The following is a 25614-nucleotide window of genomic DNA, read 5'->3' on the forward strand; positions in this document are numbered from 1 at the left end:
CGAAAATCAGATGCTTATTTTTGCTCACCGTGGTGCCAGCGGTTATGTGGCGGAAAACACCTTAGCCGCCATGGCCAAAGCCATCGAGTTAGGTGCCACAGCCATTGAGCTGGATGTGCATAATGTCGAAGGGGAGTTAGTGGTATTTCACGACCGCAGACTCGACAGTAAGAGTTCGGGCCAAGGTATCATCCATTTAGTCAACAAAGAGTATTTGGGCAAGGTCACTGTCAAAGGTGAGCCTATTCCCACGCTCTGGCAAGTGCTCGAACTGGTTGCTGGCCGCGCCACAATCAACATCGAACTTAAAGGGGTGAATACGGTAGCGCCGCTACTCGAGCTTTATCCTAAGGCGATTGCCGAGCTGGGATTCAGCGCGGAGCAATTGCTGATCTCATCCTTTAATCATCCCTATTTACAGCAAGTCAAACAGGCGTTGCCACAGGCATTAGTGGCGCCCTTACTTGCCAGTATTCCCCTCGATGGTGCGGCGGTGGTGAGCGAGTTGGCAGCCTACTCCCTGCATTTAGACGTGAGTTTTATCAGCAAGGCCCTAGTGGATGACGCCCACCAGAGGGGCGCTAAGGTGTATGTTTACACTGTCGATCATTGTGATGATATCCATGCCCTTAAGCAGATAGGGGTCGATGGTATCTTTAGCAATTACCCCGACCGTGCCATGCAGGCGCTGTTACAACCCACCAATACGGATTATTGCGGCTACTTCGAATAACACCATGGCGTAGATTTAGCGGCTTAGGCTTGGCTATTTCGCTGCGCCCAATAACCGATAAAAATGAACATGGCGACGATCAGCAAAAACATCCAATGGGATGGCATGGCAACGATTTGCCTTGCCACCCAAGGCGTAGCTTTAACGATAAGCAATCCATAGCCAAAGGCATTCACAATAATAAAAACAAAGGTTCGCAGGATAAACGAATGGCCCAGTAAATGCCGCCTGAGGATACGATTCACATCGGCTGAAAACACTAAAATCAAACACACGACCATGGCCGTGGCGATATCGAAGGACCAAGGGCGAAGCATATTTCCTAAATGGCCAATAATGGCGACTAACTGATCAAACATAATCACTCAACCTAAAATGACGCTGCAAAATCAAAACAACTACAGCAGCGTATTGAAAAATAAAGACAACCAAGCATAAAGGGAGACGACATGGGGCACAAGTTACTCTTACTGACCAAGGCGAATGAGCAGTATCGCCAGCTCATTGAGGCGCAGCAGTTGCCAGGGCTTGAGTTGCTCGATGATAATCCCGCGAATATTGCACAGGCCGACATTTGGCTTGCCGAACCCAAGCTTGCCGCGCCACTGGTGCCCCATGCCAAACAGCTAAAATGGCTGCAATCCAGTTTTGCAGGCATTGATGCCCTGATGGGCCCAAGAGCAAGGAAGGATTATCAACTCACTAACATTAAAGGCATTTTCGGCCCCTTAATGAGTGAGTATTTGTTTGGTTATCTGCTCGCCCACGTGCGAGGACACCAGTTCTACCAAGCACAGCAAAGGCAAAAATCTTGGCAAGTGCAAAGTACTACGCGCAGCAGCTTGCAAGGGATGCGATTATTACTCTTAGGCACAGGTTCTATCGCCCAGCATGTGGCCAAGACAGCTAAGCACTTTGGCATGTATGTTACTGGAATAAACCGCAGCGGCCGTGAAGTCGAAGGCTTTGATGCGATCCAGCCGCTCTCGCAGCTCGGACAATGCTTAAGCCAAAGCGATGTGGTAACCAATTTACTGCCAAGCACCCCTGAGACACGTTTGCTGCTAAATGCAGACATGCTCGCCACGCTCAAAGCCGATGCCATTTTAGTGAATGTGGGCCGTGGTGACGTGCTCGATCTCGATGCCCTCAATACGCAGTTGATTGCGCGTCCTGAACAACATGCCGTTATCGATGTGTTCACGCAGGAGCCACTCCCTGCGAGTCATCCGATTTGGGAAAGACCCAACGCCATCATCACGCCCCATATCTCGGCGCCGAGTCATCCTGAACAAATCGTGCGTATTTTTAGTGACAACTATCGCCGTTATATTGCAGCCGAGCCACTGCAAAATCAGGTTAATTTTACTCAGGGTTATTAATTTATGGGCGAGTTTGGCGGTTGAATGAAAAGCGGCAAATCCCAACTCTTGCAGGAAAAAAACAAAAGGCAATCAGACGACTGATTGCCTTTTGATTAAGGATTCTTGCGATAAAAGTTAGACTTTAAAACTGCGCTTTAAAAACTGCCCAACCAGCACAGTATGGGAGTCCATTTCACCTATCACTTCATCGTTGAGACTCACCATTTCGCAGCCGAGTTGATGACTGGAATGGGTAAATTGCGACACATTCACTACGCTGCGATTCATCTCATTCGCCACGCTCGATTGCTCCTCCACCGCACTGGCAATATGGTGGGTCATATCCGTGATGGTAGTGATCGCTTCACGTATGGTACGCAGCGCTGCGCCCGCAAGATCCGCCGTGGTAATACATTCGCCAGCCGCATCAACGCCCTCCTGCATACTGCGCACGGCCTTGTGAGTGCCCTGCTGCAACAGATTGATCATTGTGTGGATTTCTTTGGTGGCATCATGGGTGCGCTGCGCTAATGCCCGCACCTCATCGGCAACCACAGCAAAGCCTCGTCCTTGCTCGCCCGCCCGCGCCGCTTCAATCGCAGCGTTCAGCGCCAATAAATTCGTTTGCTCGGCAATACCTTGGATCACATCCAGCACAGTGCCTATGTCTCGGCTATGCCCTTCTAACTCAGTGATCACCAGAGAGGTTTCCTGCAACTGCCGCGCCATGGTCTGAATCGACTGAATAGTGGTGACGACGGTTTTATCGCCGTTGATTGTCTGCTGCGACGCCATTTGCGAAGCATTCGCCGCATCGGCGCAGTTTGAGGACATATCCCCAAGCGTCGCCGTCATCTGTTGCATAGCCGTGGCAACCTGTTCAATCTCAGCGAGTTGTGACTGACTTGTTCCTTGAATTTCTTCGCCTTTCGCCGCAGAAATCTTGGCTTGCTTACTCACTTTATCGCAGGAGTCGCGGGCGCGGCCCAACACGGACTTTAACTCCGAGGTTTGCATTTGCAGCGCCAGATCGACTGCGCCTAAATCGTCGGATTGCCCCGTATAGATATGTGCCATCAAAGGGTTATCGTAGATTTTCTTCGCCTTAGCAACCAGCGCCCGATAACGCCCTAAGACAAAATTACCGCCGATAAACAGCACGAGGGCACTGATGGCAAGCGCCACAAATCCTACCGCCCCAATCTGCAACGCCAAATACAACATGGGCAACAGGGCGACTAAGGCGAGTAGCATCAACTTAGTCGGCATCTCTAAGGTGCGTTTTAACGCTTTAACATTACCGCTTTTATTCAATTCGGCGTAGGCAGCTTCTGCTCTGTTGATCTGGTCACGGCTGGGTTTAGTGCGTACCGATTGAAATTCGGCCACCTGACCATTAACCATAATTGGCGACACATAAGCGTCGACCCAATAGTGGTCGCCATTGGCGCAGCGATTTTTGACTATGCCTTTCCAAGGCTCGCCTTTACGGATGGTTTTCCAAAGATCTTCAAATGCTTGGGGAGGCATATCGGGATGGCGCACCATATTATGAGGTTGTCCCAACATGGCACTCAGCTCGTATCCCGCAACGGTACAAAACGATGGATTGGCGTAGGTGATATGACTCTTAGTGTCCGTCGTAGACAATAAAATCCAATCCGCTGGATAGTCATATTCCCGCTGTGTAACTGGCAAATTCTTTCTCATGATAACCCTTGGATCTATTGTAAGTTTATTATTCCATCGTCCATGAGTTATCCATCCTTGATCGCGTCCAATGACCCGTAATCGCTAAATCATCCCTCTTTTTCTTGTCTTCTGAGCACTGAGCATAGACTAGAAAATGTGCGATGTGTAACAAAACAGGAAACCAGCACAACAAGTTTACTACTAGGATTGCATTTGATAAGCGTTTTCATTTAGAATTAGCTCAATTCGTTTTGGAGTCCAAAAAATGTACGTTTGTCTCTGCCATGCCATCACAGATACGCAAATCAAAAACGCGGTAAGTCAGGGTGACTCTAGCCTTGCTGACGTTAAAAAGCGTTTAGGCGTTGCCGATCAATGCGGCAAGTGCGCAAGAATGGCCGTACAAATTATTCAGAACCAATTAGAAATTGAACCTAATTACTACGAAGTGGCTTAACTTCGAGCCTCCAGCTCCTTTTCTGTCAAACTAAACCTGTATTTCAATGCTTGTTCCTTGAGCGATGCCATCGCCTTAAAGGGGTTGTCGCAAATCTCAGCGCAGATGCCTATTTTGCGATAATTGTATGACCCCTTAATGACACATCCCACGTCCCCCAAAGCATTAATTCTTTGAGTTCAATGGGATGCATATCTTTACCGGCGAATTATCTGCGTGTTAATAAATACGCAGCTTCATTCAGCCAAGGGACTTCTTTCTTAACAAACCTAGGATTGTCCGCAAGCACGTCCTGACAATCCAAGAGCTGGATTTCAAAATCGTCACTTAAATGTGTTTCGACCCAAGTTGGCGACACCGCAAAAGGCGGCCCACTTAAAGCGTCCTGCGGGTAATCTAAAGTCACCAATAAACCCACACTGCCCGAAGGCAATAACTGCGCTAATTGCTTCGCGTATTGCGCCCGCATACTCTCAGGCCAAGCAATCAAGGCCGCGCGATCATAAAAACCACTTACCTTGGCCGTAATCGACTGGGGTAAAGTGAAAATATCCCCTTGATATAAACTGACCTGCTCAGTGTGGTAATGCTGATGCTCGCCCAGCGCACTTTGCTGCATAGGTAATTGGTTATCTTCGAAAAACTGCTGCACTGCGAGTTCATTTAACTCACAACCAATCACTTGATGCCCCTGCTCGGCTAAAAAGCACATATCTAAAGATTTACCACACAGGGGAACGAAGACTTGAGCCTCGGCGGGCAATGCCAAGGTATGCCAATACTTTACGAGAAAGGGATTGATATCTTGCTGGTGAAAACCAATCAGCTGTTGCTGCCACTTCTCATGCCAAAAACCGGGTTCCATAGGTATATCTCAAATGACTAAAGTTATCCTTACTCTAATGGCATTCACGGGTGGATGCAAAATCTCAGATACCGTATGTTAATCATAGAGATGTAAACAGTTAATGACTAAGCCAATGCCGTTTGTACCCGGCGGAGCCAAACGCAATTCTCACACTGGCATTGGCGGCGCGACAAATGATGCGGACTTAGGGATGAGTCGATAAAGTCAACGGCGATCAGCAACTGCTGCTTAAGCTCGGCGACGGATTTTTGCTCGACGGCTACCAGCTCATCGTTCTGGTTCATCCAGATACATTCCATGCCCTGGTGGCAAGTGAGACACTGCTCATCGCGATCATTAAAAAATACCGCATGTGGACAATGGGTCACCTCCATTGACTGCAAAATTCGCTTACGCGGAAACTCTAACAACTCGATCAATAAAGCCTTATCTTGGGCGGGCATATGCCCTCCTTTCATCCACTTTGTCCACGGGAAATTTAACACAAATGTATCCCATCCAATGTGCTTAAGATTACCTAGACTCCATACGATTTAACTTGATATAAATCAAAGTCAGCGACGAAATGATGGGATAGGTAAGCCCTAAAAATCACAAGTTTATCGCAGGCAACACCAGTCACAGCATCCTAAGCCGATTTGCTTATCAGCCTCGCTTACTGTTTAAATAACCAAAACAAGGAGTCGCGCATTGCAAACACCCCAACTACAACATTTTTACATTTCCGAAGAGCAATCCATTTACTTGCTCAAAGCCAACGATGCCCGTAAGCACAAGGCATGGATCCGTTTATGTAAACAACAGTTAAGTAAGTTGGGTTATCGCGACATTGAGTTTATCGGTAAGGGGGCTTACGGCTTTGTGTTTGCGGGAATCAATCAGGCCGACGAAGCCCATGTATTTAAATTCTCAAGAATTAATCTGCCGCAGCATATTCAAGATCGCTTAGAGGAAGAAGCCTTTATGCTGTCCTTACTCAAACACCCCAACATTCCGGGGGCGATCAAATTTGAGCGGGTCGGCAAACAAGGGATCTTAGTGATGGAGCGTGCTAAGGGCGAAGATCTCGAACAGCTTTGCCGCCGTTTAGGCGCCCTGCCCCCTGCCATGGTGATGAGCATCGCCCGCCAACTGGCCGATATTCTCTACTATCTGCGAACGGGAAAACCCTTAGTGCATGGCGACATTAAGCCTTCGAACCTTGTCTATGATATTGAAAGCCAACATTTATCCTTAATCGACTGGGGCTCGGCCGTATTTGCGCAACGGGATGAATATAACAAGGCCGTTGAAGACAATGTGATGACGCTGATGTCGAGCGATCAACAGCACACTAACGCCCGCATGGGGGACGTGTATTTTATCGGTGAAGAACAGCTAAATGGCGCGCTCTCCAGCCCACGTTTCGACGAGCAAGGCGTAGCAGCGACCTTGTATGCTTTGGCCTCAGGACAGGCAAGTCGCTTCGGCGCACAGGTGATCCCGCCCACCAGCATAGGCTTACCCATGGAGTTGGCGCGCACCTTGGAAGGCATGCTCAGTAGTGATGCCGTGCAGCGCAATTTGGCGGGGGATTATTTTCTCAAAAGCATGCGCCACAGCCATAGAATACATTTACCCGAGCTGCCCAAAACCGAACTGCTGGGTGAAATCCCAGTCTGGGTACAATCCCGCGAAAAAGATGTCGAAACCGTCAGTTACAGCTCGCGTAAATCCTTTTTAAAGGAACATAATGCGCAGGATCCCATCGCTAAGATGGATGACATTCAGCTCGAAAAATACTATCGCAACTTCTTAGCCGGCATGGGCGATACAGAAAAGGGCTTTATCGCCGCCGTGGGGCGACTCGGTCAATACCCTATCGTGGGCGGCCTTGCCATTCATTGGCAGGAAACAGGCGTGTTTATCGACTCAAACCTCGCCATCTACGATGCTAAACAAAAGAGCGCCCTCATCATCGCCGTTAATAATATGGTCACGCTCGCGCGGGGGATTAAGCGTATCGGGGTGTTTAAGGCCTGCTTCTTTAACGCTAGGGACACGCTGCATATCGAGCGCGAAAATACTAGCGAACCCTTTGTCGCCAGCGCTGATTTGCAACTGCCCTTCGAGGTGGGTGATGTGCCGACCCTCGAAGATAAATCGCGGCTGCACTCTTACTTTGAAGACGGTAAAGATCCAGATGAGAACCTCGAATTACCGAGTGAAATCATGGAGGAATTGGCGCGTATCAACCAAATCCACCACACGGGCTGCATCATTTTCGAGGCGCTGCCGAATCACTTAAAGATCCACAGTTACTTAAAACTGCTCAATCCACGTAAACAGGCGGCGTTTCGCGCTAGCCTCGACCGCATTTTGCATTATGTTGGTAAAATTCAAGGCCATGGGGTCTCGGGCTTTATGAAACTGCCCTATAAAAATACTCGCCGCTTTACCCATATTGAGCGTAAAGCCGAACATTTTTATCCTAGAAACCCAAAAGAAATAGGCGCATAACGAATCACCTCGTTAGCGCCTATGATGCTGAAAACCAAGCTTAGATAGGTGAACCTGGCGGCAATCTCAAGGGTTTTGGAATGAGTTTGCTGTTGGCATCCGTGAGTCCAGCACTCAGCCCCAGTTGCAACCAAGTGTAGTGGGAGGCCACCTTAGCATTCGCGCGATTCGCTTTGGCTTTAAGCTGTTTAATCACGAATTGGGCGCGCTCGTAAATTGCCGCCTTCACCTCTGCTGAGGTTTGCGGATTGTGATACGCAGACAAGAGTTCATCAATCACCACCGCATTTACCCGCATCCACACACCTTCAATCAGAGCGAGCTTATCTTCTTGATAAAGGGTCGCGGCAAACAGCTTGTTGAGTAAGGTTTCAACCGAGAGCTGTTCATTATCCGCCATCGCCCCTTGGCTGACACGATTTAAGCGCTGCGGCATCAATAACTGACCCACAGTATGGCGCACTAACACTTCCGCCATGCCGAGGGGATCGTTAACCACCCCAAGCCCAGACTCGAAGGACTCCCGCGTCGCTTGATAATTGCCCGCTTTAGGCACTAGCGTATCGAGTAAGGTTTGCGGAACCGTTAAACTGGCCGCATCTAAGGTGCTGAGCAGCGCATCGAGGGCCGACAATTGTAACTGCGGCGCTATGTAGCTCCAGCGACTACCCTCACCGATGGACAGATAATTATAGTCAGTGCCACCAATAAACTTAGTGACCGCATCGATTTGATAACGGTTAAGCAAATAGATAGGCACAAAGGCATCGGCTAACTCACCCAGTGGCTCGCCCGGCAACAGTGCCGTGCTGCTAAAACCTTCGATGGCCTTAGCGCGAATACGGGTCAAATCCAGCAGCTGCGCGATAGGGTCGTCACCGCTGTCCCATAAACTCGCATAGGCTTGGCTGGCATCCGCTTGGCGCGAATCGGCTTCGCCAATATAGCGCAGCCCTTTTCGAGCCACTTCGGCCAGCAACTGATTTTGCAGCGCCTGCTGCGCCGTTACATCGCCTTCATCGCTATAGCCGTAAGCGATAGCAAAGTTATCCCATGGCCCGACACCTACGCCATAGGGTGCTGATATATCAATGTCATTGCCTTTCAGCATGATCTTAGGATGGGGATAATCCATCACTGAGGCGTCCTGATTGGTCGATGCGGCAAAGTTATGATCTAAGCCTAAGGTATGGCCGACCTCATGGGCGGCAAGTTGGCGAATACGCGCTAAGGCTAAGTCATTAGCCGCTTGCTCGGCGGCGCTTCTATCTCGCCAGCCCGCAGTTAAGCCTTTGGCAATCAAGTAATCTTGGCGCACTCGCAAGCTACCTAAGGTCACTTGGCCTTTGATGATTTCGCCGGTACGCGGATCGGTTAGCGCCGCGCCGTAGGACCATCCGCGCGTGGCGCGGTGTACCCACTGGATCATGTTGTAGCGAATATCCTGCGGATCGGCATCGGGCGGCAAGAGTTCAACCTTGAAGCCGTTGATAAATCCAGCTTGGGTGAAGGCCGTTTCCCACCAGCGTGCACCATCGAGTAGCGCCGAGCGGATAGGCTCAGGCACACCTGGGTCGAGGTAATAGGTGATGGGCTTGACTACTTCGCTCGGTGCAGGGCCAGGATTCACCTTTTGCAGGCGGTGGCGCAAAATAAACCGCTGCACCAATGGCGCCGAAAACGGCGTGGCATAGTCGCGATACTCATCGGATAAATAGCCGCTCATAGGATGATAAGTGCGGGGTTGATAGCCCTCATCGGGTAGCTCGACAAAGGAGTAGCGCATCCGCACCGACATTAAGGTGCCATCGGGCGTGACCTTAGCCACTTGCTCACCCGCCGCATCGGCTTTAAAGGTAAGCTGCACATCCACATCACTATTCTTTTCAAAGGATTTCACCCCAGCGGGTAAAATCGCCGAGCGGGTTAAATCGAGGCGATAATTCCCTTGCCCGCGATGCAGGAGAGCATCTGCGGCGCCGTGCAGATCATTGAGTACCAACTCACTAATAGCCACCATCTCTGGCTTACCATCGAGTAACTTCCCCTGCCACAATACCGAATCGGCAAAGGCCTCATCCACGGCGCGCTTTTCGGCGGCGTCTTGGGTATTAGCGCGATACTGGGTATTAAGTTGCTTAAGTTGGATGTAGGGACCTTGGCGCTCAAACTGCACCATACGAGTTTGACCTAATTGACCACGGTCGAGACCGATATCGTTAGAACCGACCCCTTCAGGCAAGCTAGTCACCAATAAAAAAGGCTGATTTAAACGGCTCACCTCGAGGTATAACTCCCCCTCGCTTGGCTCATAGTAAAAATTAAGAAATCCCTTAGCGGCTTGGCTCTGCTTAACGACTTTAGTGCTCGGCAGATCCGCGGCGACGCTCAGCGCGGGTAAACCTAAGAGTAGGATGGCGAGGGCTAGGCTATGGGGTTTCATCTTTCCTCCTGATTGGGCTGTCTACGTGGTCATGTTACACAAAACTAAACCACGCGGGGCCATCATTGGCCCCGGGCAAACAATTAATGATGATTATTCTTGTGTTTTATCCAATGCGATAAGGTTTCAAACAGTTCAGTTAACACTATCGGTTTAGTAATGTGGGCATTCATCCCTGCCGCGAGACTCTTTTCTCGATCGCCCGACATCGCATGGGCTGTCATGGCGATAATAGGCAGCACGTCGGCACTAAAGCGTTCACGCAGTGCCCGCGCCGCGGTTAACCCGTCCATCACTGGCATTTGAATATCCATTAATACCGCATCGAAGGGGCGAGAGTCGATAATATCGAGGGCAATTTGGCCATTCCCTGCAACAACGACTTCGTATCCTGCGCTCTTTAGTAGCTCAGTCGCCACCTGTTGGTTGATAAAGTTATCTTCCACCAAGAGCACAAGCCCTGTATGTTCACCCTCTTCTACCGGCACTTCATCAATAGGTTGCACCACATTAAGCCTTGGCTCATCGGCAAAGGCGGCGATGATCTCATCGAACAGACTCGATGCCTTAAAGGGCTTTTGCAACACGGCAAACACATTGGCACTGTCGACTTCGTGCTGTAAAGGTTCCGCCGCATAGGCGGTCATCATGATGATAATGGGCCGTTTCGCGATGCGGCCTTCGGCAACCATGGTATCGATGGCACTGATCACATCGCCACCATCCATCTCTGGCATCATCCAGTCGAGCAACAATAAATCGATAGGATCCCGCGACAACTTATACAGCGCCTCGGCGCCGCTCGCGGCCGTATCCACCTCAAAGTGGAAGTCACGCATCAACGCCGAATAAATTTGCAGCGCCGTCGGGTTATCATCCACCACAAGTGTGCGTAAATTATTGAGTTTTTCAGGCACCACTAAGGGCTCAACCTTGGCCTCTTCGGCAATCTCAAAGCTGATGGTAAAGCTGAAGGTACTGCCAACGCCTAACTCACTCTGCACCTGCATCTTGCCACCCATCATGGAGACCAAATGCTTACTGATCGATAAACCTAATCCCGTACCACCGTACTTACGGGTCGTCGAACCATCGGCCTGGGCAAAGGCATCGAACAGTTTTTCCTGCTGATCTTTACTGATCCCAATACCCGTATCCCGCACCCAGAATTTTAAGGTAATCCGATGGTCGCGCTCGCCCACATCTTCGCAGCCCAGTTCAATCTCACCGGATTGGGTAAACTTCACTGCGTTCGATAACAGGTTAATCAGCACTTGGCCTAAGCGCAGCGGATCGCCCTTAAGAATGAGGCCTGCCGTGACTGGCGCATACAGTAATAACTCGACCCCTTGTTCCTGCGCCTTAAGCGCATTGAGATCGAGGGCATGGTCGAGCACTTTATCCAGCGGAAACGGCACCCGCTCCAACTCTAACTTACCCGCCTCAATCTTAGAGAAGTCGAGAATATCGTTAATAATCCGCAGTAACGACTGCGCCGAGAAACCGGCTTTTTCGAGGTAATCCTTCTGCTGCGCCGTCAGCGAGGTGCGCTGTGCCAACTGCAACATACCGATAATGGCGTTCATTGGCGTGCGGATTTCATGGCTCATATTCGCCAAAAATTCACTCTTATACAGGTTGGCCAATTCTGCGTCCTGCTTCGCCTCCAACAGCGCCACTTCGTTACTCTTATGACGAGTAATATCCTTATGGGTACCAACCATACGCTTAGGCTGACCATCGGCGGTAAATTCCACTACCCGTCCACGGGAAAGCACCCAGTGATAACTGCCATTTTTACCTAAAATCCGAAACTCGATCTCATAGGCATCGACGGGATTTTGCAGATACTGATTACGGTACTCTTCGACCCGAATTCTATCGTCGGGGTGCGTCAGTTGATCAATCGCCGACAATAACGCAGGGAATTCATTGGGTTTATACCCCAGCATCGAATAATAGGATGGGTTGCAAATAATATGCTCCGAATCCAGATACCAGTCCCATAGACCGTCCTCTACCGCATCCATCGCTAAATGGTAACGCTCTTCCGACAGACGTAACTGTTCGGCGGACTCGTACTCACGCGTGACATCGCGCCACACGGCAATTAAGCCTTGCAGCTCACCACGACGGTTATAGAAAGGCAGTTTCAGGGTGTCGAGCAACACAGGTTTGCCCGCTAACTCGACCTTCTCTTGATAACGCAACGGCGTGCGATCTTTTAGGATCTGCTCATCCTCGGCACGAATACGAATGCCCATCTCTGGCGAGGTTAAATCCTCCGACGACAGACCGATCATCTCGCTTTCGGTGTAACCCAACATCCGCTCGGCGGCCTTGTTACAGCCGAGGTAATTGCCCTCTTTATCTTTAAAGACAATGGCTTCTGGGATGGAGTCGAGTAAGGACCGCAATAACGCATATTCACGTTCGCGGCGCTCGGTAGCATCTTTTAACCGCTCAGTACGACGCGCGACCAGTTTATCGAGTCGTTTATTTTGCTCGGCCAGATGGTGAGTGTATTGCTTGTTTTCCTCAAAAATGCGGCTGACCAATAGGAACCAAGGCTCCCAACCCGGAGTAATTTTTTCTGGCGGTTTACGCGGTTCTTGGGAGCAGCCCTCTAAGTGGGATAACAGCCGCGATGCAGGGCTCACAAAAGAGCGGCGCGTTTGCCAGTGTACTATGGTCACCAGCACCGACAGAGCGATGACCACAAGGATAAAGGTCAGTTGCAGTTTTTCGACCGAATCTTGGAACAGGTCGTCTTCATTTTGCAGATATAACAAGCGCCAAGGCGCATTATGCAGCGCAACCGAGTGGATATAGTAACCGTTACGAATAATGCCTTCGTGGGCATCGAACAATTCTGACTCAGGCAACGAATGCAGCTCAGAAGGAATGCGCTGGCTGATGTGATACACCCGATTGATATCTGAACCATCAAAATCACTGTGGGATAAAATATTATTCTGCTGATCGAGCAGGATCACCGTCCCCGGCATTTTGAAGTACACCCGAATTTGCCGCGCCAATGAGGCTAAGGTCATATCGAGGTTTATCGAGCCCATAAACTCATCGTCGAGGTAAACGGGCACACCTAAGGTGGTCAATAAGCCTTTACCTGTGGAGTCGACGTAGGCCTCACTCCAAAACACGCTGCGTTGCGGGTTCATCGCTGGCGTCGCGTATTGGAATTGTTTTTTATTGAGCAACTCGTCTCTAAAACGTTGATCATCATTGGTCCAAGGGAAGTATGACATCATCCGCTGGCGCGATAGATAATAAATTGCCGAGGCTTTGGGTGCGGCTTCTTTGGCCACAGGGAAAGACAGCGATAACTCGAACAGCATTTCCAGCTCTTGGTAGAACTTATCACTGCGACCATCGAGGGAACCCGCGCCCGTGATCCGCCCCATATTAGTGAATGGCTTGCCACCTTTGGCGTAATTAGGCTCTAAGGTAAAATACTGACCACTTTCGTTAAATTTGCCGTACTGCGGTAAGCGATCCTTACGCACTAACTCACCTAAACGTAGATGATCCACTGCCACATCCCGCAAGCTCTTCACCGCACGAATGCTCGACTCCAGTAGTAAGTCAATTTGCAATACATGGCGTTCAACCTGCTCTTCACGCTGATCCATCTGCTGGCTTTTCTGGCGATCGAAAAACATCCACGCCGTCAGCAACGACAGGACAATTACACCGATATAAGTATAAAAAACGGCACGGTTATAATTCTTTTGGATCGGCGATTTTAGCTGGAGATCCGGCTCACTCGATTTCATCCACTACCCTTGATTGCAGCACTTGATTTAGCCATCGGTGGCAAAAGTTACGGAGTTCATTTATGGGTCCTTATATTAGCAGGAAGAAACCCCGAGTCACATCAAATAATTGCCGCTCTCAGACTAGCAAAGTCTATGGTTAGCTAACTGAAAAATCATAGAAATGGCTAAAAATAAAGGTCCCACAAGTGAGACCTTTTGTAACAATTTAGTTAATGGTTAGAGATGTTCTTCAGCGTATTCAGCTAAGCGTGAACGCACCACGCCATTCAGGTACAAGTTTGCACTGCCTTCAAAGTCTTTAAAACGCTCAACAATGTAGGTTAAACCCGAGGTCACTGCGGTGAGATAATTGGAATCGATCTGCGCTAAGTTACCGCAACAAATCAATTTTGTGCCTTCTCCCATCCGAGTGATCATGGTTTTGATCTGTGACGCCGTCAGGTTTTGACATTCATCCAAGAGCACGATGGAGTTTTGGATCGAGCGGCCGCGCATAAAGTTGATCGACTTAAATTGGATATTCGCCTTCTCCATGATGTAGTTCAAACTGCCAGTCGGATTGACATCATTCTTATGCAGCACTTCTAAGGTATCGGTAATCGCCGCCAGCCATGGCATCATCTTCTCTTCTTCGGTGCCGGGTAAGAAACCGATGGACTCGGCAATTTCTGGCGTATTACGAGTCACAATTACCTTATCGTAGCGATTGCGCTCAACTACCAGTTCAAGCGCAGCCGCCATTGCCAGTAAGGTTTTACCGCAACCCGCTGGCCCCGTTAAGATCACCAGATCAATATCGGGATCGAGCAAGGCTTGCAGCGCCATGCCTTGATAAACATTCTTAGGTTTAACGCCCCACGCCTCGAGGTTTTTTAAGCGCTCGCGGCCCAGATCTAAAATATGCAGATGGGTATCGCTACGCTCGGTGACGCGGCCACAAAAATCAGATTCGGTATCAATCAGATACTGGTTAATGTAGAAAGGTTCGTTGTCTAAATCTTTCAGCGGGACTTCATGAATCGTATGCCGACCGTGGCGCTCGGTGGACACTTTGTTTAAATGCTCCCAAAAATTACCTTCGAACTGATAAAAGCCCTTGCTGAGAAAACGAATATCATCGATCAGCTGGTCGGTTCGATAATCCTCAACCAATTGAATACCCGCGCCCTTGGCCTTAAGACGCATATTGATATCTTTAGTGACTAGTACCACAGTGCGTGGATGGTGAAGATTTTGTAGATGTAGTGCGGTATTGATAATGCGGTTATCGTTGCCATCCCCCGGCAGGGCACCTAAGGTAAAATCGACAAGATGGTCAGGGAAAATAGAAAGTGAGCCTATTGCATCGGCATGCCCTTCTCGACTAGGCAAAGGGACACCATTAATAATTTGTTCAGGTGTTGTATCGCCGCCGAGGGTATCTTCCAATGCCCGAATGGCAACTCTCGCATCGCGACTCACATCACTCTTTCGATCTTTAATCTGGTCTAGCTCTTCTAGCACAGTCATCGGAATGACTACATCGTGCTCTTTAAACGAATAGATCGCCAAAGGTTCATGTAGTAACACATTGGTATCCAGTACAAACAACTTTCTGTCGTCTTGTTCCATGGCGCCTCCAGAGTGCTCGATTATTTTATGTTATATCTCGTTCCCAGTGAGTGGATATGGCTCCTTTGCTGATTGGCGTTAGGTTAAGAATGATCTTTAAGTTCAAGCCTCTACCGAATAAAGATAGCTAGCGGCTTACACTAATATTGGCACCATTCTCAATGAATGCCAACCAAATCATCAGAGACTCGAAAGCAGTGTAGGTCCCTCGATATGACAGAAGCATGACAAAACCTCGAGCTGCAACAGAGAATTTTCTTCACTGTTCAATTTGTAATCTGCTGTGTGGAGAATTAGTCTCTAACGGTTGAGAGGGCGATTCAAATATCCCTAGTATTGATATAACATACGCGCCCTTTGTTAGAGTCCGCCCAGAGATGAGAATTTAAGATGCCGTTTGCCTTAGGACAACGTTGGATAAGTGATACCGAGTCAGAGCTTGGTTTAGGAACAGTCGTACAAGTTGAAGGCCGCATGGTCACAGTGTTATTCCCTGCGACTGGTGAGAACCGTATGTTCTCGCGTAACGAAGCCCCGCTGACCCGCGTCATATACAACCCTGGCGATACGGTTGAAAGCCATGAAGGCTGGAGTCTCTCGGTCGAAGAACTCACCGAAAAAGACGGCCTCGTCGTCTACCACGGAATCCACAGCGAAACAGGCGAAAAAGCCAGCCTGCGTGAGACCCTGTTAAACCACAACATTCGTTTTAACAAACCGCAGGATCGCCTGTTTGCGGGTCAGATTGACCGCCTCGATCGTTTCGGCATTCGTTACCAATGCCAGTTACTGCGCAATCAACTGGCGACCTCTGATTTACTCGGCTTACAAGGGCCACGCGTCGGTCTTATCCCCCATCAAATGTGGATCGCCCATGAAGTGGGTCGCCGTTATGCGCCGCGGGTGTTACTGGCCGACGAAGTGGGTTTAGGTAAAACCATCGAAGCAGGGTTAATTATCCACCAACAACTGCTGACAGGCCGTGCCGAACGAGTATTGATTATTGTGCCGGATACCCTGCGCCATCAGTGGTTAGTGGAAATGCTGCGCCGCTTTAACTTGCGCTTCTCCGTGTTTGATGAAGACCGTTGCGTTGAAGCCTTTGCCGACCATGACAATCCTTTCTACACCGAGCAGTTAGTGATTTGTTCCCTCGAATTACTGCGTAAAAAGAAACGTCTCGACCAAGCACTCGATGCCGACTGGGATCTGCTGGTTGTCGACGAGGCTCACCACTTAGAGTGGACCGAAGAAGCCCCTAGCCGTGCCTACCAAGTGGTTGAAGCATTAAGCGAAGTAGTGCCTGGCGTATTGTTATTAACAGCAACGCCAGACCAACTCGGCCATGAGAGCCACTTTGCGCGCCTGCGCCTACTCGACCCGGATCGTTTCTACGACTACGATGCCTTCCTCGCCGAAGAAAACAGCTACAAAGATGTCGCCGTTGCCGCCGAAGCCTTAGCGGGCGACGCAAAATTATCCGATGCCGCCATCAACAGCCTCACCGAATTACTCAGCGAGAAAGACATAGCGCCGAGCATTCGTTTAATTCAAGCCGAAGATATCGACAGCGAGTTGCAACAAGCGGCTCGCAGCGAACTGCTGCAAGAGTTGCTCGACCGCCACGGCACAGGTCGCGTGCTGTATCGCAACAGCCGCGCCTCGGTAAAAGGTTTCCCGAAACGTATTTTCAACGCCTATCCCCATGCAATGCCTGAGCAGTATCTTACCGCGGCCCGCGTAAATGAGATGATGGGCGGCCGTAAGAGCTTAGAAGCGAAAGCGGCTCAAGCCCTTAGCCCTGAAAAACTCTACCAAGAATTTGAAGATAACAGCGCCAGTTGGTGGAAGTTCGATCCTCGCGTGGATTGGTTAATCGAGTTCTTAAAGTCGCACCGCAGCAAGAAAGTGTTGATCATCGCCAGTGGCGCCGATACCGCCCTGAGCTTAGAAGAAGCCCTGCGTACCCGTGAAGGCATTCAAGCTACCGTATTCCACGAAGGCATGTCGATCATCGAGCGCGACAAGGCGGGAGCCTACTTCGCCCAAGAAGAAGGCGGCGCCCAAGCGCTGATCTGTTCTGAAATCGGCTCCGAAGGTCGTAACTTCCAGTTCGCCAGCCACTTAGTGCTGTTCGATCTGCCATTGAACCCAGATTTATTAGAGCAACGTATCGGCCGTTTAGACCGTATCGGTCAAAAGAACGATATCCAAATTCACCTGCCTTATCTGCAAGATACGGCGCAGGAACGTCTGCTCAACTGGTATCACCAAGGTCTGAATGCCTTCGAGCTGACCTGTCCAAGTGGCCATGTGCTGTACAGTGAATTTGCCGAAGATCTGTTAAATGTTCTCGTCGGCGGGGATGAAGATGAGCTGACCAATCTGCTCAACCACACCCAAAGCCGTTACAAAGAACTGAAACACGCTATGGAGCAAGGCCGCGATAAGCTGCTGGAAATCAACTCCCACGGTGGCGATAAGGCCAAGGCGATTGTCGAGCGTTTAGCCCAAAGCGATCAGGACACTAAGCTGATTGGTTCGGTGATCCGTTTGTGGGACATTATCGGTGTCGATCAAGAAGATAAAGGTGAAAACTCTATCATCCTGCGTCCAAGCGAACACATGATGTTCCCAACCTATCCGGGTCTGCATGAGGATGGTGTGACGGTCACCTTCGACCGTGATACAGCGCTCTCCCGTGACGATATCGCCCTGATCACCCAAGAGCACCCGCTGGTGCAAACAGGCTTAGATCTGATCACTGGCTCTGACACGGGCACGACGAGCGTCGCGATTTTGAAAAACAAAGCCTTGCCCGCAGGCACCCTGTTCTTAGAACTGATTTACATGGCGGATGCTTCGGCGCCTAAATCGAGCCAGTTATATCGTTATCTGCCACCGACGCCTATCCGCGTACTGCTGGATAAAAACGGCAACGATTTATCTGCTAAGGTGGATTACACCAGCTTTGACAAACAGTTAAGCGCGGTTAACCGCCATATTGGCAGCAAGTTAGTCACAGCATCCCAACCGATTCTGCATCCGTTATTTGCTAAGGGCGAAGAATATGCCCAAGCCGCAGTGAACGAGTTAGTGGCGCAGGCGCGTGAGAAAATGACCAGCCAACTGACGGGCGAATTGGACCGTTTAGAATCCTTGAAAGCGGTTAACCCAAATATCCGTGAGGAAGAGTTGGAATACTTGCGTAATCAGATGCAGGAACTGAGCACTTACCTCGACGCGAGTCAGCTACAGCTCGACGCGATTCGTATGGTTTTAGTTAGCCATGTCTAATCCGTAATAACGGTAAGCAAGAGTCTCCTTAGGCTCGCTTAAGCGAATATGCAAACGCCCAGCCAATCGCTGGGCGTTTTTATTTTATCATCACGATAAGTATGGCTGTGGGCAGGGTCTAAGCACTGCTGTGCGCGGTCGCCGTCACGAGCTCAAGCAAAAATTGCTTCTGCTACGCCGCTTCAGGTTATACTCTAGCTAATTGAATTTATGAGACTACACAGGTGGTTATCAATTCTATGGCGCGTATTATCCCCTCGGTATTGAGCCTAGCCTTAGCTCTCGCCAGTGCGAGCTTATTCGCCGCCGATCCCAGCACTCAAGCGCCTGCCCCCAATACTCAGGCGCCAGAGACAACTCCCCAAAACGCCGAGACGAACCAAGCTAGCAAAGCGCCCAATGGGCAAGCTGTGGCAAAGAACAAGCAGTTATTTACCCGCGAGTGAAATCAAGCAGATCACCATAGATGATCAACCGCTCGAACTTTTAGTTCGTTCATGGGAAGGCCGCAAAAAACTCGGCGCCGCGATTATCTTACCCGCCACTAATGGCACCGCCGATGCGCCCGGATTAATGGCTTTTGTCAGACGTAATATCAATGCTGCTGGCTGGGCCAGTTTAAGCCTTACCCCGCCCACAGAGCCGCCCGCACCCAACTTCGCCACTCCGGCGACCGAAGTGACCTCCGCAGGGGCGGCGCAGTTAAGCAGTCCTTCGAATAAACCGAGCCAAAAAGTGAAACCCGAGCAGAGCAATAAGCATTTGCTTGAACAGGAAGACTTTTTAGTCAAAAGCATGTCTCAGCTCGACAGCGTAGGCACCGACTTTCCCGGTAAACGGGTGCTGATCACCGCCGATCAAAGTGCGGGATTATTGATAAGTCTATTAAGCCAAAAGAAAATTGCCGATCCCGATGTATTAATCGTCATCAACCCCTACAGCGAAGATGAGGCGCGTAACCAAGCCCTTGCCGAAAAACTGGCCAAGCTCACTATGCCAATACTCGATATTCAATCGCCCGATGGTCACCCCGCATCGTTAGAAACGGCGGAGCAACGCAAAAGCCTCGCCGTGACGTTAGAGGCGCCGAATTATCGGCAAACGACATTGGCATTAAATCTGGATAACGAGAGTGCATGGCAGAACTGTTTGAGCGCCATAAGGGGATTCGCCGCCCGTATGAGCGGCGCCAATTGAGGTGCAAGCCTTTCTAAAGCTTAAGTAATCCGTTATGGGGCGTTATCGAGATAGAATTGCACTGCTACCAACCCGATTGGCGATCTTGATAGGCTTTGTTGGGATCCTTTAGCTGACGCGTCGCCGCAATCGCGCGATTTTTACCGAGTAACAGTCTCACTTGGCTCCACGACTCACGGCAAAGAAGTGCACGAATCGAAGCCGTCCAGCTGCGATTGATGCTCAACTTGATCGCCGCTGCGGCATCGGGGGAGGTATTGAGAAGCTCCTGAGCCAATTGCTGCGCGCTTAACATCGGATGATCACTTAACTGAGTCACTAACCCTAAGCGACTCGCCTCTTCGCCCGACAACACTTTGGCCGTAAGGCTGAGTAACATCGCCTGATCCTTGGGCATTATTTGCCTCAGCGCCACTAAGCCTGCCATGTCCGGCACTAGCCCCCATTTGGCTTCCATAATAGATAACTTGCTGTCAGGGCTAGCAATTCTAAAATCAGCACCTAATGCGATTTGCATGCCACCGCCATAGCAGCAGCCTTCTAACACCGCGATGACGGGCACGGGTAAACCTTGCCAACCAAGGGAGACTCGCTGCGCTAAGTTGGCATTGCCAGGCAGCCATTTAAACAACAATTTGAACGCTTGCATCGGTGCCGACATTACGCTCTTTACGTCCAGCCCAGAGCTAAAATGGCCTCCAGCTCCAGATAAAATGACCAGTCGAATCTGCGAATTTGATTTAATACGTTTGATCGCTCTATCCAACTCGCTAAACATTAAATAATTAATTGCATTATATTTTTCTGGTCGATTGAGCTGGACATATGCAATGCCATTCTCAATCGTTACTTGCACACAAGGCTCACTCATGAAATATTCCGTTACTGGTCAGGCCAGAACAAATGTTAACACGTTTGGAATAATTCACCAAAGGATGTAACATAAGCCTAAATTTTGACATCCGTCAAAATACTGTCGACTGTCATTAAGTTTTACTGGGTGAGTATGCTAGGCTTGCGCTGAAGCATGAGAACCTCAAAAGTATTAACCCCTTATGTTCAACCATAGGTGCAACTTATCGTTTTAACGAGTCATCTTCTCTGAACATCGGTTGCATCACCAACGGCGCTGCTTACCCACAAATTTGTAAAATCGTGTCGAGATGAGTCCCGTGGGGAAACAGCCTATTGCAGGATTGAGCATCGAGCTATTCGCAAAAATCGATGCCCTGCTTACGACAAATTCGCGAAATTTGATTTAATTCTCCAAGGCTTTTTACTGCCAGCGCCTCGCGCTCGAGAGATAAATAAATTGAATTAACAAATAAAATCTATAGGTTACATATAGATGTTATAAATCAAACTTGCCCGAAGAGCCTAATTCGTCATTCAAAGATTTAGAATTAGTGTTATCTTCAATAAATGGGCAATTAAGGATCAGTAGTCAGCATGACAATCTCTGTACTCATCTGTGACGACTCCGCCATGGCGCGCAAACAAATGGCTCGTACCCTACCGAAAGAATGGGATGTCGAGATCACCTACGCCACCAATGGCGCCGAAGGTTTAGATGCCATTCGCGCAGGTAAAGGCGAAGTTGTCTTCCTCGACCTTAATATGCCAGTCATGGATGGTTATGAAGTGCTGCAAACCGTGCAGCAAAACGATCTTCCCGCGCTGATTATTGTGGTCTCGGGTGATATTCAGATCAAAGCCCATGAAAGAGTTAAAGCCTTAGGGGCATTGGATTTTATTCAAAAGCCCGTCAGTGCCGACGCCATCAGTAATATCCTACAGGAATACGGCATCCTCACCTTAACGCAGAAAGATCAGGCGGAAGAAACGCCGATGATCAAAGTCGATATGCGTGACGCCTGCCAAGAGATCGCCAACGTCGCCATGGGGCGCGCCGCAGATCTATTAGCCAAACTTCTCGATGTTTTTGTCCTCTTACCAATTCCAAACGTGAACGTGCTCGAAGTCAGTGAGCTGACGATGGCGCTCAAAGCGACGGAAGAAAGTTCAACGGTATCAGCCCTCTGCCAAGGATTTATTGGTGCGGGCGTAGCGGGTGAAGCCCTGCTGCTATTCCACGATTCGAGCTTTCAAGACATGGCGAAACTCATGGGGCTAGCCAATCCAGAGGACATCAGCACCGAGATCGAAGTCTTGATCGACACAGGCAACGTATTGATTGGCGCCTTCCTAAACGGGATCTCAGAGCAGCTCGACATGAAGTTCAGCCAAGCTCACCCTGTAGTGCTAGGCCGCCACTGTACGGTGAATGATCTTATCCATGATAACTCGGAAAAATGGCACAGAACCTTAGCAATGGAGATTAACTATCGTATTGAAAACCATAATGTTCAATGCGATTTGTTACTGCTATTTACCGAAGACTCTATTCCGACGCTCAGTTATAAGCTCGGTTATTTACTCGATTAATCAGTTGGATTTTACCTTATGTCAAACGATCAAAGCGCAATGAACGAACTCCATTGGCTTATCGATATGGTGCAAACCATCGAAGTGGGTCTAGTGGTATTAGATCGCGATTATAATATCCAACTGTGGAACGGCTTTATGGAAAACCATAGCGGCGTATCCCCTAATTCGATTAAAGGGCAAAACCTGTTCACCCGTTTTCCTGAGCTGCCTGCGACTTGGTTAAAGCAAAAGATGGAATCGGTTTTTATGCTGAAAAATCGAGCCTTTATCAGCTGGGAACAAAGACCCTACGTGTTTCAGTTTAAAAACTACCGCCCCATTACCGGACGGGCCGATTTTATGTACCAGAACGTGACGCTGTTGCCTCTGGCCTCATTAACCGGAAAAATCACCCATATCAGCGTGATTATTTATGATGTCACCGACATCGCCGTCAACAAGTTACAGCTCAAGGCCGCCAACGAGCAGTTAGAACGCCTCAGCCAGACCGATGGCCTGACACAGCTCCATAATCGCCGCCATTGGCAACAATGTTTAGAGCATGAGTTTGACCTCCACGCCCGTTATTCGGGGATGTCGAGCTTGGTCATGATAGACATAGACCATTTCAAAAGAATCAACGATACCTACGGCCATGTCGCGGGTGATAAGGTGATTCAGCATATCGCCCATATCCTAAGCCATTCATTACGGGAGACCGATTGTGTCGGCCGTTATGGCGGAGAGGAGTTCGCGGTGGTCATGCCCAATACTTGTGGCGCCGATGCCCTCAACTTTACCGAGCGTTTGCGGGAAAGAATTGCCGACTCCACCATAGTGTACGAAGGGCTGAAGATAAAAGTCACAGTAAGCCTAGGCGTGTGTGAAATCGGCAAACATATTACGAGTAGTTCAAGTTGGATTTCTTGCTCAGACAAAGCCTTATACGAAGCCAAACAGAAGGGACGTAACTGTAGCGTCCTGCACACCGCGCAAACTAGTGGTTACTAAAACCAAAAAGCCCATCGATGATGGGCTTTTTGTTACTGAAATCTCAATGGTCGCGAATTAGTGCGGAAAACCATCGTCTTCTTCGTCATCACCTTCTTCATCATCGATATCGTCGCCAACGAAGTAAGTGCCCCAGCCGTCGTAATCCACTTTCTGTTTAGCCGCAAGTTGCAGCAACTGCTCGGTCGCTTTATCCAGTAAAGCAACTTCCAACTTGTGGTAAGCAATAGCATCAAAACAGAAAATCACTGAGCCATCTTCCAGCTCCATCTCTTCGGCGTCATTGACTTCAAAACCGAGTTTGAATGCATCAACGGCGGCTTTTTCTAAGCGGTCGAAGTTGCTAGATGAGAAATGGTGCTCAATGGTGTATTCCGCATCTGGCTCTGAGCCATCGTCAAGCAGGGCTTGCACTATGTCACGATTCTCGGCAAGTTGGGCTTTTAATTGACTTTCAATAGACATGGATTTGTCTCCGTTAAGGTAAAACTGGCTCAAATTGGCGCTATTATACGTCATCGCCTTCGAGAGTTTTACCCATTAATGTTGCCGCTTCACGATTTATCTCGTTAAATTTGGCTGACATAGTCTCATACACTTGGGCAGAAAAGGCCTTCACATCGGCTTTGTCTAATCCTTCGGTCGGGATAGGCGCCATCATCTCAATGATCACTACCCCGTTATCCCAACGGTTTAAATTAATATGGCTCTGACAAGAGGCAAGCACTGGCACTATCGGCACTCCAGCGGCAATCGCCGTATGGAAGGCGCCAGCCTTAAAGGGGAGCAAACCGCGGCCACGTGAGCGGGTACCCTCGGGGAAAATCCACACAGATAAACGGTTCTGTTTAATCTTTTCGGCGGTTTTGGCCATGGTATCGAAGGCACTGTTACGATTTTTTCTATCGATCAGAATATTGCCCGATAACCAGTAGATCTGCCCGAATAGCGGGATCCACACTAAGCTCTTTTTGCCTAAGCTGACGGTGCTTTTCGGCACGGCTTTAGTATGAGTGAACAGATCGAAGTTATTTTGATGGTTCCCTAAAAAGATATAAGGACCATCCTGAATCTCTTTGTGCCGACGCACTATGACTTTAAGCCCTAGAATAGGGGCGACGGATGAGAAGATCTTGGCGAACATATGTACATTGTCACGGTGACGGGGCCGCAACAAGCAGACCAATCCACCAAAAATAAACGCGAGTAACAATGACACAGCCAACAACACAGATCTGACGAGTAACAGCACGACATACTCCAAGGATGAAAGTGGCGACAGTATAGCCACCCAGCCCTAGGGACTCAATATAATGTTTACATCTGTAAGCTGAGTTGCTAACAATCCAAACAAAAGCCCATCGGTACTCGCGCAATCATGCACGACGATGGGCTTTTAAATCAATATCTAAGCTTAAACGACTAAGCGAAAAACCTAGTTTGCGACCTGGCGCACTGCCGCGGTTTTACTTAAGCCTAAACGGAAGACCAAGGCACTAAGGGCCAAAGTCGCGACAATCGCCGCGCCGCTCGGTAAGTCCAACGTTGCCGAGAGCACCAGCCCCAGCAAGTAACCCATAAGGCCGACCAGATAAGCGTAAAATAGGCCGTTCTTACCTTGGTACTTGTTGAGCGCAAGAGCAGGCAAAATGAGTGTACTAAACACTAAATAGACCCCTACCAGCTCTACCGACAAGGTGATCACCAGTGCAAACAGCAGATAGAATCCCGCACCATTTAAGATCTGTGGCCGCAGAAAAATCACCGCTAACACAGCCGCATAAACCACGGTCGGCAACACTAATTGCGACCAACTCACCCAAAGGATCTGGCCCGACATCAATTGCTTTAACAGCTCAGCCCCGTGGGGATCGTTCGCCAGCAATAGCATGGCCGCCACCGCCGACAACACGTAAAAGCACCCTATCATCGCTTCTAGCTCACCCGCCATCCGCTTAGATAACCAAGCAATAAAACCCGCCCCCGCAAGGGCGAATAAGGCTGGCATCCACACATTAGAAAATGGCATCTCTTCTAACCTGTGGTCCATGTGCGCCACAATCGCCCCCAACGCGGCGACTTGCGCAATGGCTAAATCGATAAAAATAATCCCACGCTTAAGCACTTGTTTTCCAAGTACAATATGCGTTGAGAGCACTAAAATCCCCGCCGCCAGTGCTGGCAGCAGGATCGACATCAGTTCCAGATCCAACATAGG

At 49.4% G+C, this 25614-nt stretch carries 20 protein-coding genes; 9 read left to right on the top strand and 11 right to left on the bottom strand.

The genetic code is table 11. From position 1 onward, the window contains the following. Nucleotides 1-10 precede the first annotated feature (10 nt). A complete protein-coding gene (locus ACUZ8J_RS18235; RefSeq protein WP_446694554.1) occupies nt 11-733 on the top strand; it encodes a glycerophosphodiester phosphodiesterase in 723 nt (240 codons plus the stop codon). 23 nt (nt 734-756) lie between these two features. Here ACUZ8J_RS18235 and ACUZ8J_RS18240 read toward each other — a convergent pair whose 3' ends face one another. After that, nucleotides 757-1092, bottom strand: a complete 336-nt coding sequence (locus ACUZ8J_RS18240; protein WP_011621386.1) for a DUF3392 domain-containing protein — start codon at nt 1090-1092, stop codon at nt 757-759. Nucleotides 1093-1182: 90 nt separating this feature from the next. Here ACUZ8J_RS18240 and ACUZ8J_RS18245 point away from each other — a divergent pair, with 90 nt between their 5' ends. Next, entirely contained in the window at nt 1183-2115 is a 933-nt protein-coding gene (locus ACUZ8J_RS18245) for a D-2-hydroxyacid dehydrogenase (RefSeq protein WP_446694555.1), read from the top strand. Between the two features lie 117 nt (nt 2116-2232). Here ACUZ8J_RS18245 and ACUZ8J_RS18250 read toward each other — a convergent pair whose 3' ends face one another. Further along, a complete protein-coding gene (locus ACUZ8J_RS18250) occupies nt 2233-3807 on the bottom strand; it encodes a methyl-accepting chemotaxis protein (protein WP_446694556.1) in 1575 nt (524 codons plus the stop codon). Between the two features lie 247 nt (nt 3808-4054). Here ACUZ8J_RS18250 and ACUZ8J_RS18255 point away from each other — a divergent pair, with 247 nt between their 5' ends. After that, entirely contained in the window at nt 4055-4246 is a 192-nt protein-coding gene (locus ACUZ8J_RS18255) for a bacterioferritin-associated ferredoxin (protein WP_011715776.1), read from the top strand. 208 nt (nt 4247-4454) lie between these two features. Here the strand turns inward: ACUZ8J_RS18255 and ACUZ8J_RS18260 are convergent, their stop codons facing one another. Next, entirely contained in the window at nt 4455-5111 is a 657-nt protein-coding gene (locus tag ACUZ8J_RS18260; protein WP_446694557.1) for a thiopurine S-methyltransferase, read from the bottom strand. 107 nt (nt 5112-5218) lie between these two features. After that, on the bottom strand, nt 5219-5557 hold the full coding sequence (locus tag ACUZ8J_RS18265) for a hypothetical protein (RefSeq protein WP_086902944.1): 339 nt from the start codon (nt 5555-5557) through the stop codon (nt 5219-5221). A gap of 247 nt (nt 5558-5804) precedes the next feature. Between ACUZ8J_RS18265 and ACUZ8J_RS18270 the strand changes: the two genes are divergently transcribed. Continuing rightward, on the top strand, nt 5805-7613 hold the full coding sequence (locus ACUZ8J_RS18270; RefSeq protein WP_011627267.1) for a protein kinase domain-containing protein: 1809 nt from the start codon (nt 5805-5807) through the stop codon (nt 7611-7613). A 40-nt stretch (nt 7614-7653) separates the two neighbouring features. Here ACUZ8J_RS18270 and ACUZ8J_RS18275 read toward each other — a convergent pair whose 3' ends face one another. The 3 genes from ACUZ8J_RS18275 to ACUZ8J_RS18285 all read right to left on the bottom strand — a co-directional run bounded on the left by ACUZ8J_RS18275 (nt 7654) and on the right by ACUZ8J_RS18285 (nt 15464). Next, complete coding sequence (locus ACUZ8J_RS18275) at nt 7654-10056, bottom strand: zinc-dependent metalloprotease (RefSeq protein WP_446694558.1); 2403 nt, start codon at nt 10054-10056, stop codon at nt 7654-7656. Between the two features lie 83 nt (nt 10057-10139). Then, nucleotides 10140-13850 (bottom strand): response regulator, encoded by a 3711-nt coding sequence (locus ACUZ8J_RS18280; RefSeq protein ID WP_446694559.1) that lies wholly within the window; start codon nt 13848-13850, stop codon nt 10140-10142. 219 nt (nt 13851-14069) lie between these two features. Beyond that, nucleotides 14070-15464 carry a PhoH family protein gene (locus ACUZ8J_RS18285; RefSeq protein WP_037426948.1) on the bottom strand — a complete coding sequence of 465 codons (1395 nt, stop codon included), beginning with the start codon at nt 15462-15464 and terminating at the stop codon, nt 14070-14072. Nucleotides 15465-15854: 390 nt separating this feature from the next. Between ACUZ8J_RS18285 and rapA the strand changes: the two genes are divergently transcribed. The 3 genes from rapA to ACUZ8J_RS18300 all read left to right on the top strand — a co-directional run bounded on the left by rapA (nt 15855) and on the right by ACUZ8J_RS18300 (nt 19958). Continuing rightward, the gene (gene rapA / locus ACUZ8J_RS18290; protein ID WP_446694560.1) at nt 15855-18761 is read left to right on the top strand and encodes an RNA polymerase-associated protein RapA; all 2907 of its coding nucleotides are present in this window, start codon (nt 15855-15857) and stop codon (nt 18759-18761) included. A gap of 224 nt (nt 18762-18985) precedes the next feature. Continuing rightward, nucleotides 18986-19207 carry a hypothetical protein gene (locus tag ACUZ8J_RS18295; RefSeq protein WP_446694561.1) on the top strand — a complete coding sequence of 74 codons (222 nt, stop codon included), beginning with the start codon at nt 18986-18988 and terminating at the stop codon, nt 19205-19207. Then, nucleotides 19161-19958, top strand: a complete 798-nt coding sequence (locus ACUZ8J_RS18300) for a DUF3530 family protein (protein ID WP_446694562.1) — start codon at nt 19161-19163, stop codon at nt 19956-19958. The genes ACUZ8J_RS18295 and ACUZ8J_RS18300 overlap by 47 nt, the downstream gene beginning before the upstream one ends. Before the next feature lie 64 nt (nt 19959-20022). Here ACUZ8J_RS18300 and ACUZ8J_RS18305 read toward each other — a convergent pair whose 3' ends face one another. Further along, nucleotides 20023-20829 (bottom strand): crotonase/enoyl-CoA hydratase family protein, encoded by an 807-nt coding sequence (locus ACUZ8J_RS18305; protein WP_109287548.1) that lies wholly within the window; start codon nt 20827-20829, stop codon nt 20023-20025. Between the two features lie 578 nt (nt 20830-21407). Between ACUZ8J_RS18305 and ACUZ8J_RS18310 the strand changes: the two genes are divergently transcribed. Continuing rightward, nucleotides 21408-22403, top strand: coding sequence for a response regulator (locus ACUZ8J_RS18310; RefSeq protein ID WP_011621374.1), 996 nt, complete (start codon nt 21408-21410; stop codon nt 22401-22403). Nucleotides 22404-22421: 18 nt separating this feature from the next. After that, complete coding sequence (locus ACUZ8J_RS18315) at nt 22422-23396, top strand: GGDEF domain-containing protein (protein WP_446694563.1); 975 nt, start codon at nt 22422-22424, stop codon at nt 23394-23396. A 57-nt stretch (nt 23397-23453) separates the two neighbouring features. Here ACUZ8J_RS18315 and rraB read toward each other — a convergent pair whose 3' ends face one another. The 3 genes from rraB to ACUZ8J_RS18330 form a co-directional block, all read right to left on the bottom strand. Then, complete coding sequence (rraB, locus tag ACUZ8J_RS18320; protein WP_011715766.1) at nt 23454-23861, bottom strand: ribonuclease E inhibitor RraB; 408 nt, start codon at nt 23859-23861, stop codon at nt 23454-23456. 43 nt (nt 23862-23904) lie between these two features. Further along, nucleotides 23905-24648 (bottom strand): 1-acylglycerol-3-phosphate O-acyltransferase, encoded by a 744-nt coding sequence (locus ACUZ8J_RS18325; RefSeq protein WP_041412535.1) that lies wholly within the window; start codon nt 24646-24648, stop codon nt 23905-23907. A 183-nt stretch (nt 24649-24831) separates the two neighbouring features. Then, nucleotides 24832-25611 (bottom strand): metal ABC transporter permease, encoded by a 780-nt coding sequence (locus ACUZ8J_RS18330; protein WP_011627277.1) that lies wholly within the window; start codon nt 25609-25611, stop codon nt 24832-24834. Nucleotides 25612-25614: the final 3 nt, after the last annotated feature.

The sequence above is a fragment of the Shewanella sp. Koi 1 genome (assembly GCF_052907445.1).

Coding starts and splice junctions, on each gene's coding strand:
- ACUZ8J_RS18265 (WP_086902944.1), bottom strand. CDS start 5,557: ATGCCCGCCCAAGATAAGGCTTTATTGATCGAGTTGTTAGAGTTTCCG.
- rraB (WP_011715766.1), bottom strand. CDS start 23,861: ATGTCTATTGAAAGTCAATTAAAAGCCCAACTTGCCGAGAATCGTGAC.
- ACUZ8J_RS18275 (WP_446694558.1), bottom strand. CDS start 10,056: ATGAAACCCCATAGCCTAGCCCTCGCCATCCTACTCTTAGGTTTACCC.
- ACUZ8J_RS18285 (WP_037426948.1), bottom strand. CDS start 15,464: ATGGAACAAGACGACAGAAAGTTGTTTGTACTGGATACCAATGTGTTA.
- ACUZ8J_RS18310 (WP_011621374.1), top strand. CDS start 21,408: ATGACAATCTCTGTACTCATCTGTGACGACTCCGCCATGGCGCGCAAA.
- ACUZ8J_RS18305 (WP_109287548.1), bottom strand. CDS start 20,829: ATGAGTGAGCCTTGTGTGCAAGTAACGATTGAGAATGGCATTGCATAT.
- ACUZ8J_RS18240 (WP_011621386.1), bottom strand. CDS start 1,092: ATGTTTGATCAGTTAGTCGCCATTATTGGCCATTTAGGAAATATGCTT.
- ACUZ8J_RS18245 (WP_446694555.1), top strand. CDS start 1,183: ATGGGGCACAAGTTACTCTTACTGACCAAGGCGAATGAGCAGTATCGC.
- ACUZ8J_RS18315 (WP_446694563.1), top strand. CDS start 22,422: ATGTCAAACGATCAAAGCGCAATGAACGAACTCCATTGGCTTATCGAT.
- ACUZ8J_RS18255 (WP_011715776.1), top strand. CDS start 4,055: ATGTACGTTTGTCTCTGCCATGCCATCACAGATACGCAAATCAAAAAC.
- ACUZ8J_RS18260 (WP_446694557.1), bottom strand. CDS start 5,111: ATGGAACCCGGTTTTTGGCATGAGAAGTGGCAGCAACAGCTGATTGGT.
- rapA (WP_446694560.1), top strand. CDS start 15,855: ATGCCGTTTGCCTTAGGACAACGTTGGATAAGTGATACCGAGTCAGAG.
- ACUZ8J_RS18235 (WP_446694554.1), top strand. CDS start 11: ATGCTTATTTTTGCTCACCGTGGTGCCAGCGGTTATGTGGCGGAAAAC.
- ACUZ8J_RS18250 (WP_446694556.1), bottom strand. CDS start 3,807: ATGAGAAAGAATTTGCCAGTTACACAGCGGGAATATGACTATCCAGCG.
- ACUZ8J_RS18280 (WP_446694559.1), bottom strand. CDS start 13,850: ATGAAATCGAGTGAGCCGGATCTCCAGCTAAAATCGCCGATCCAAAAG.
- ACUZ8J_RS18330 (WP_011627277.1), bottom strand. CDS start 25,611: ATGTTGGATCTGGAACTGATGTCGATCCTGCTGCCAGCACTGGCGGCG.
- ACUZ8J_RS18300 (WP_446694562.1), top strand. CDS start 19,161: ATGGGCAAGCTGTGGCAAAGAACAAGCAGTTATTTACCCGCGAGTGAA.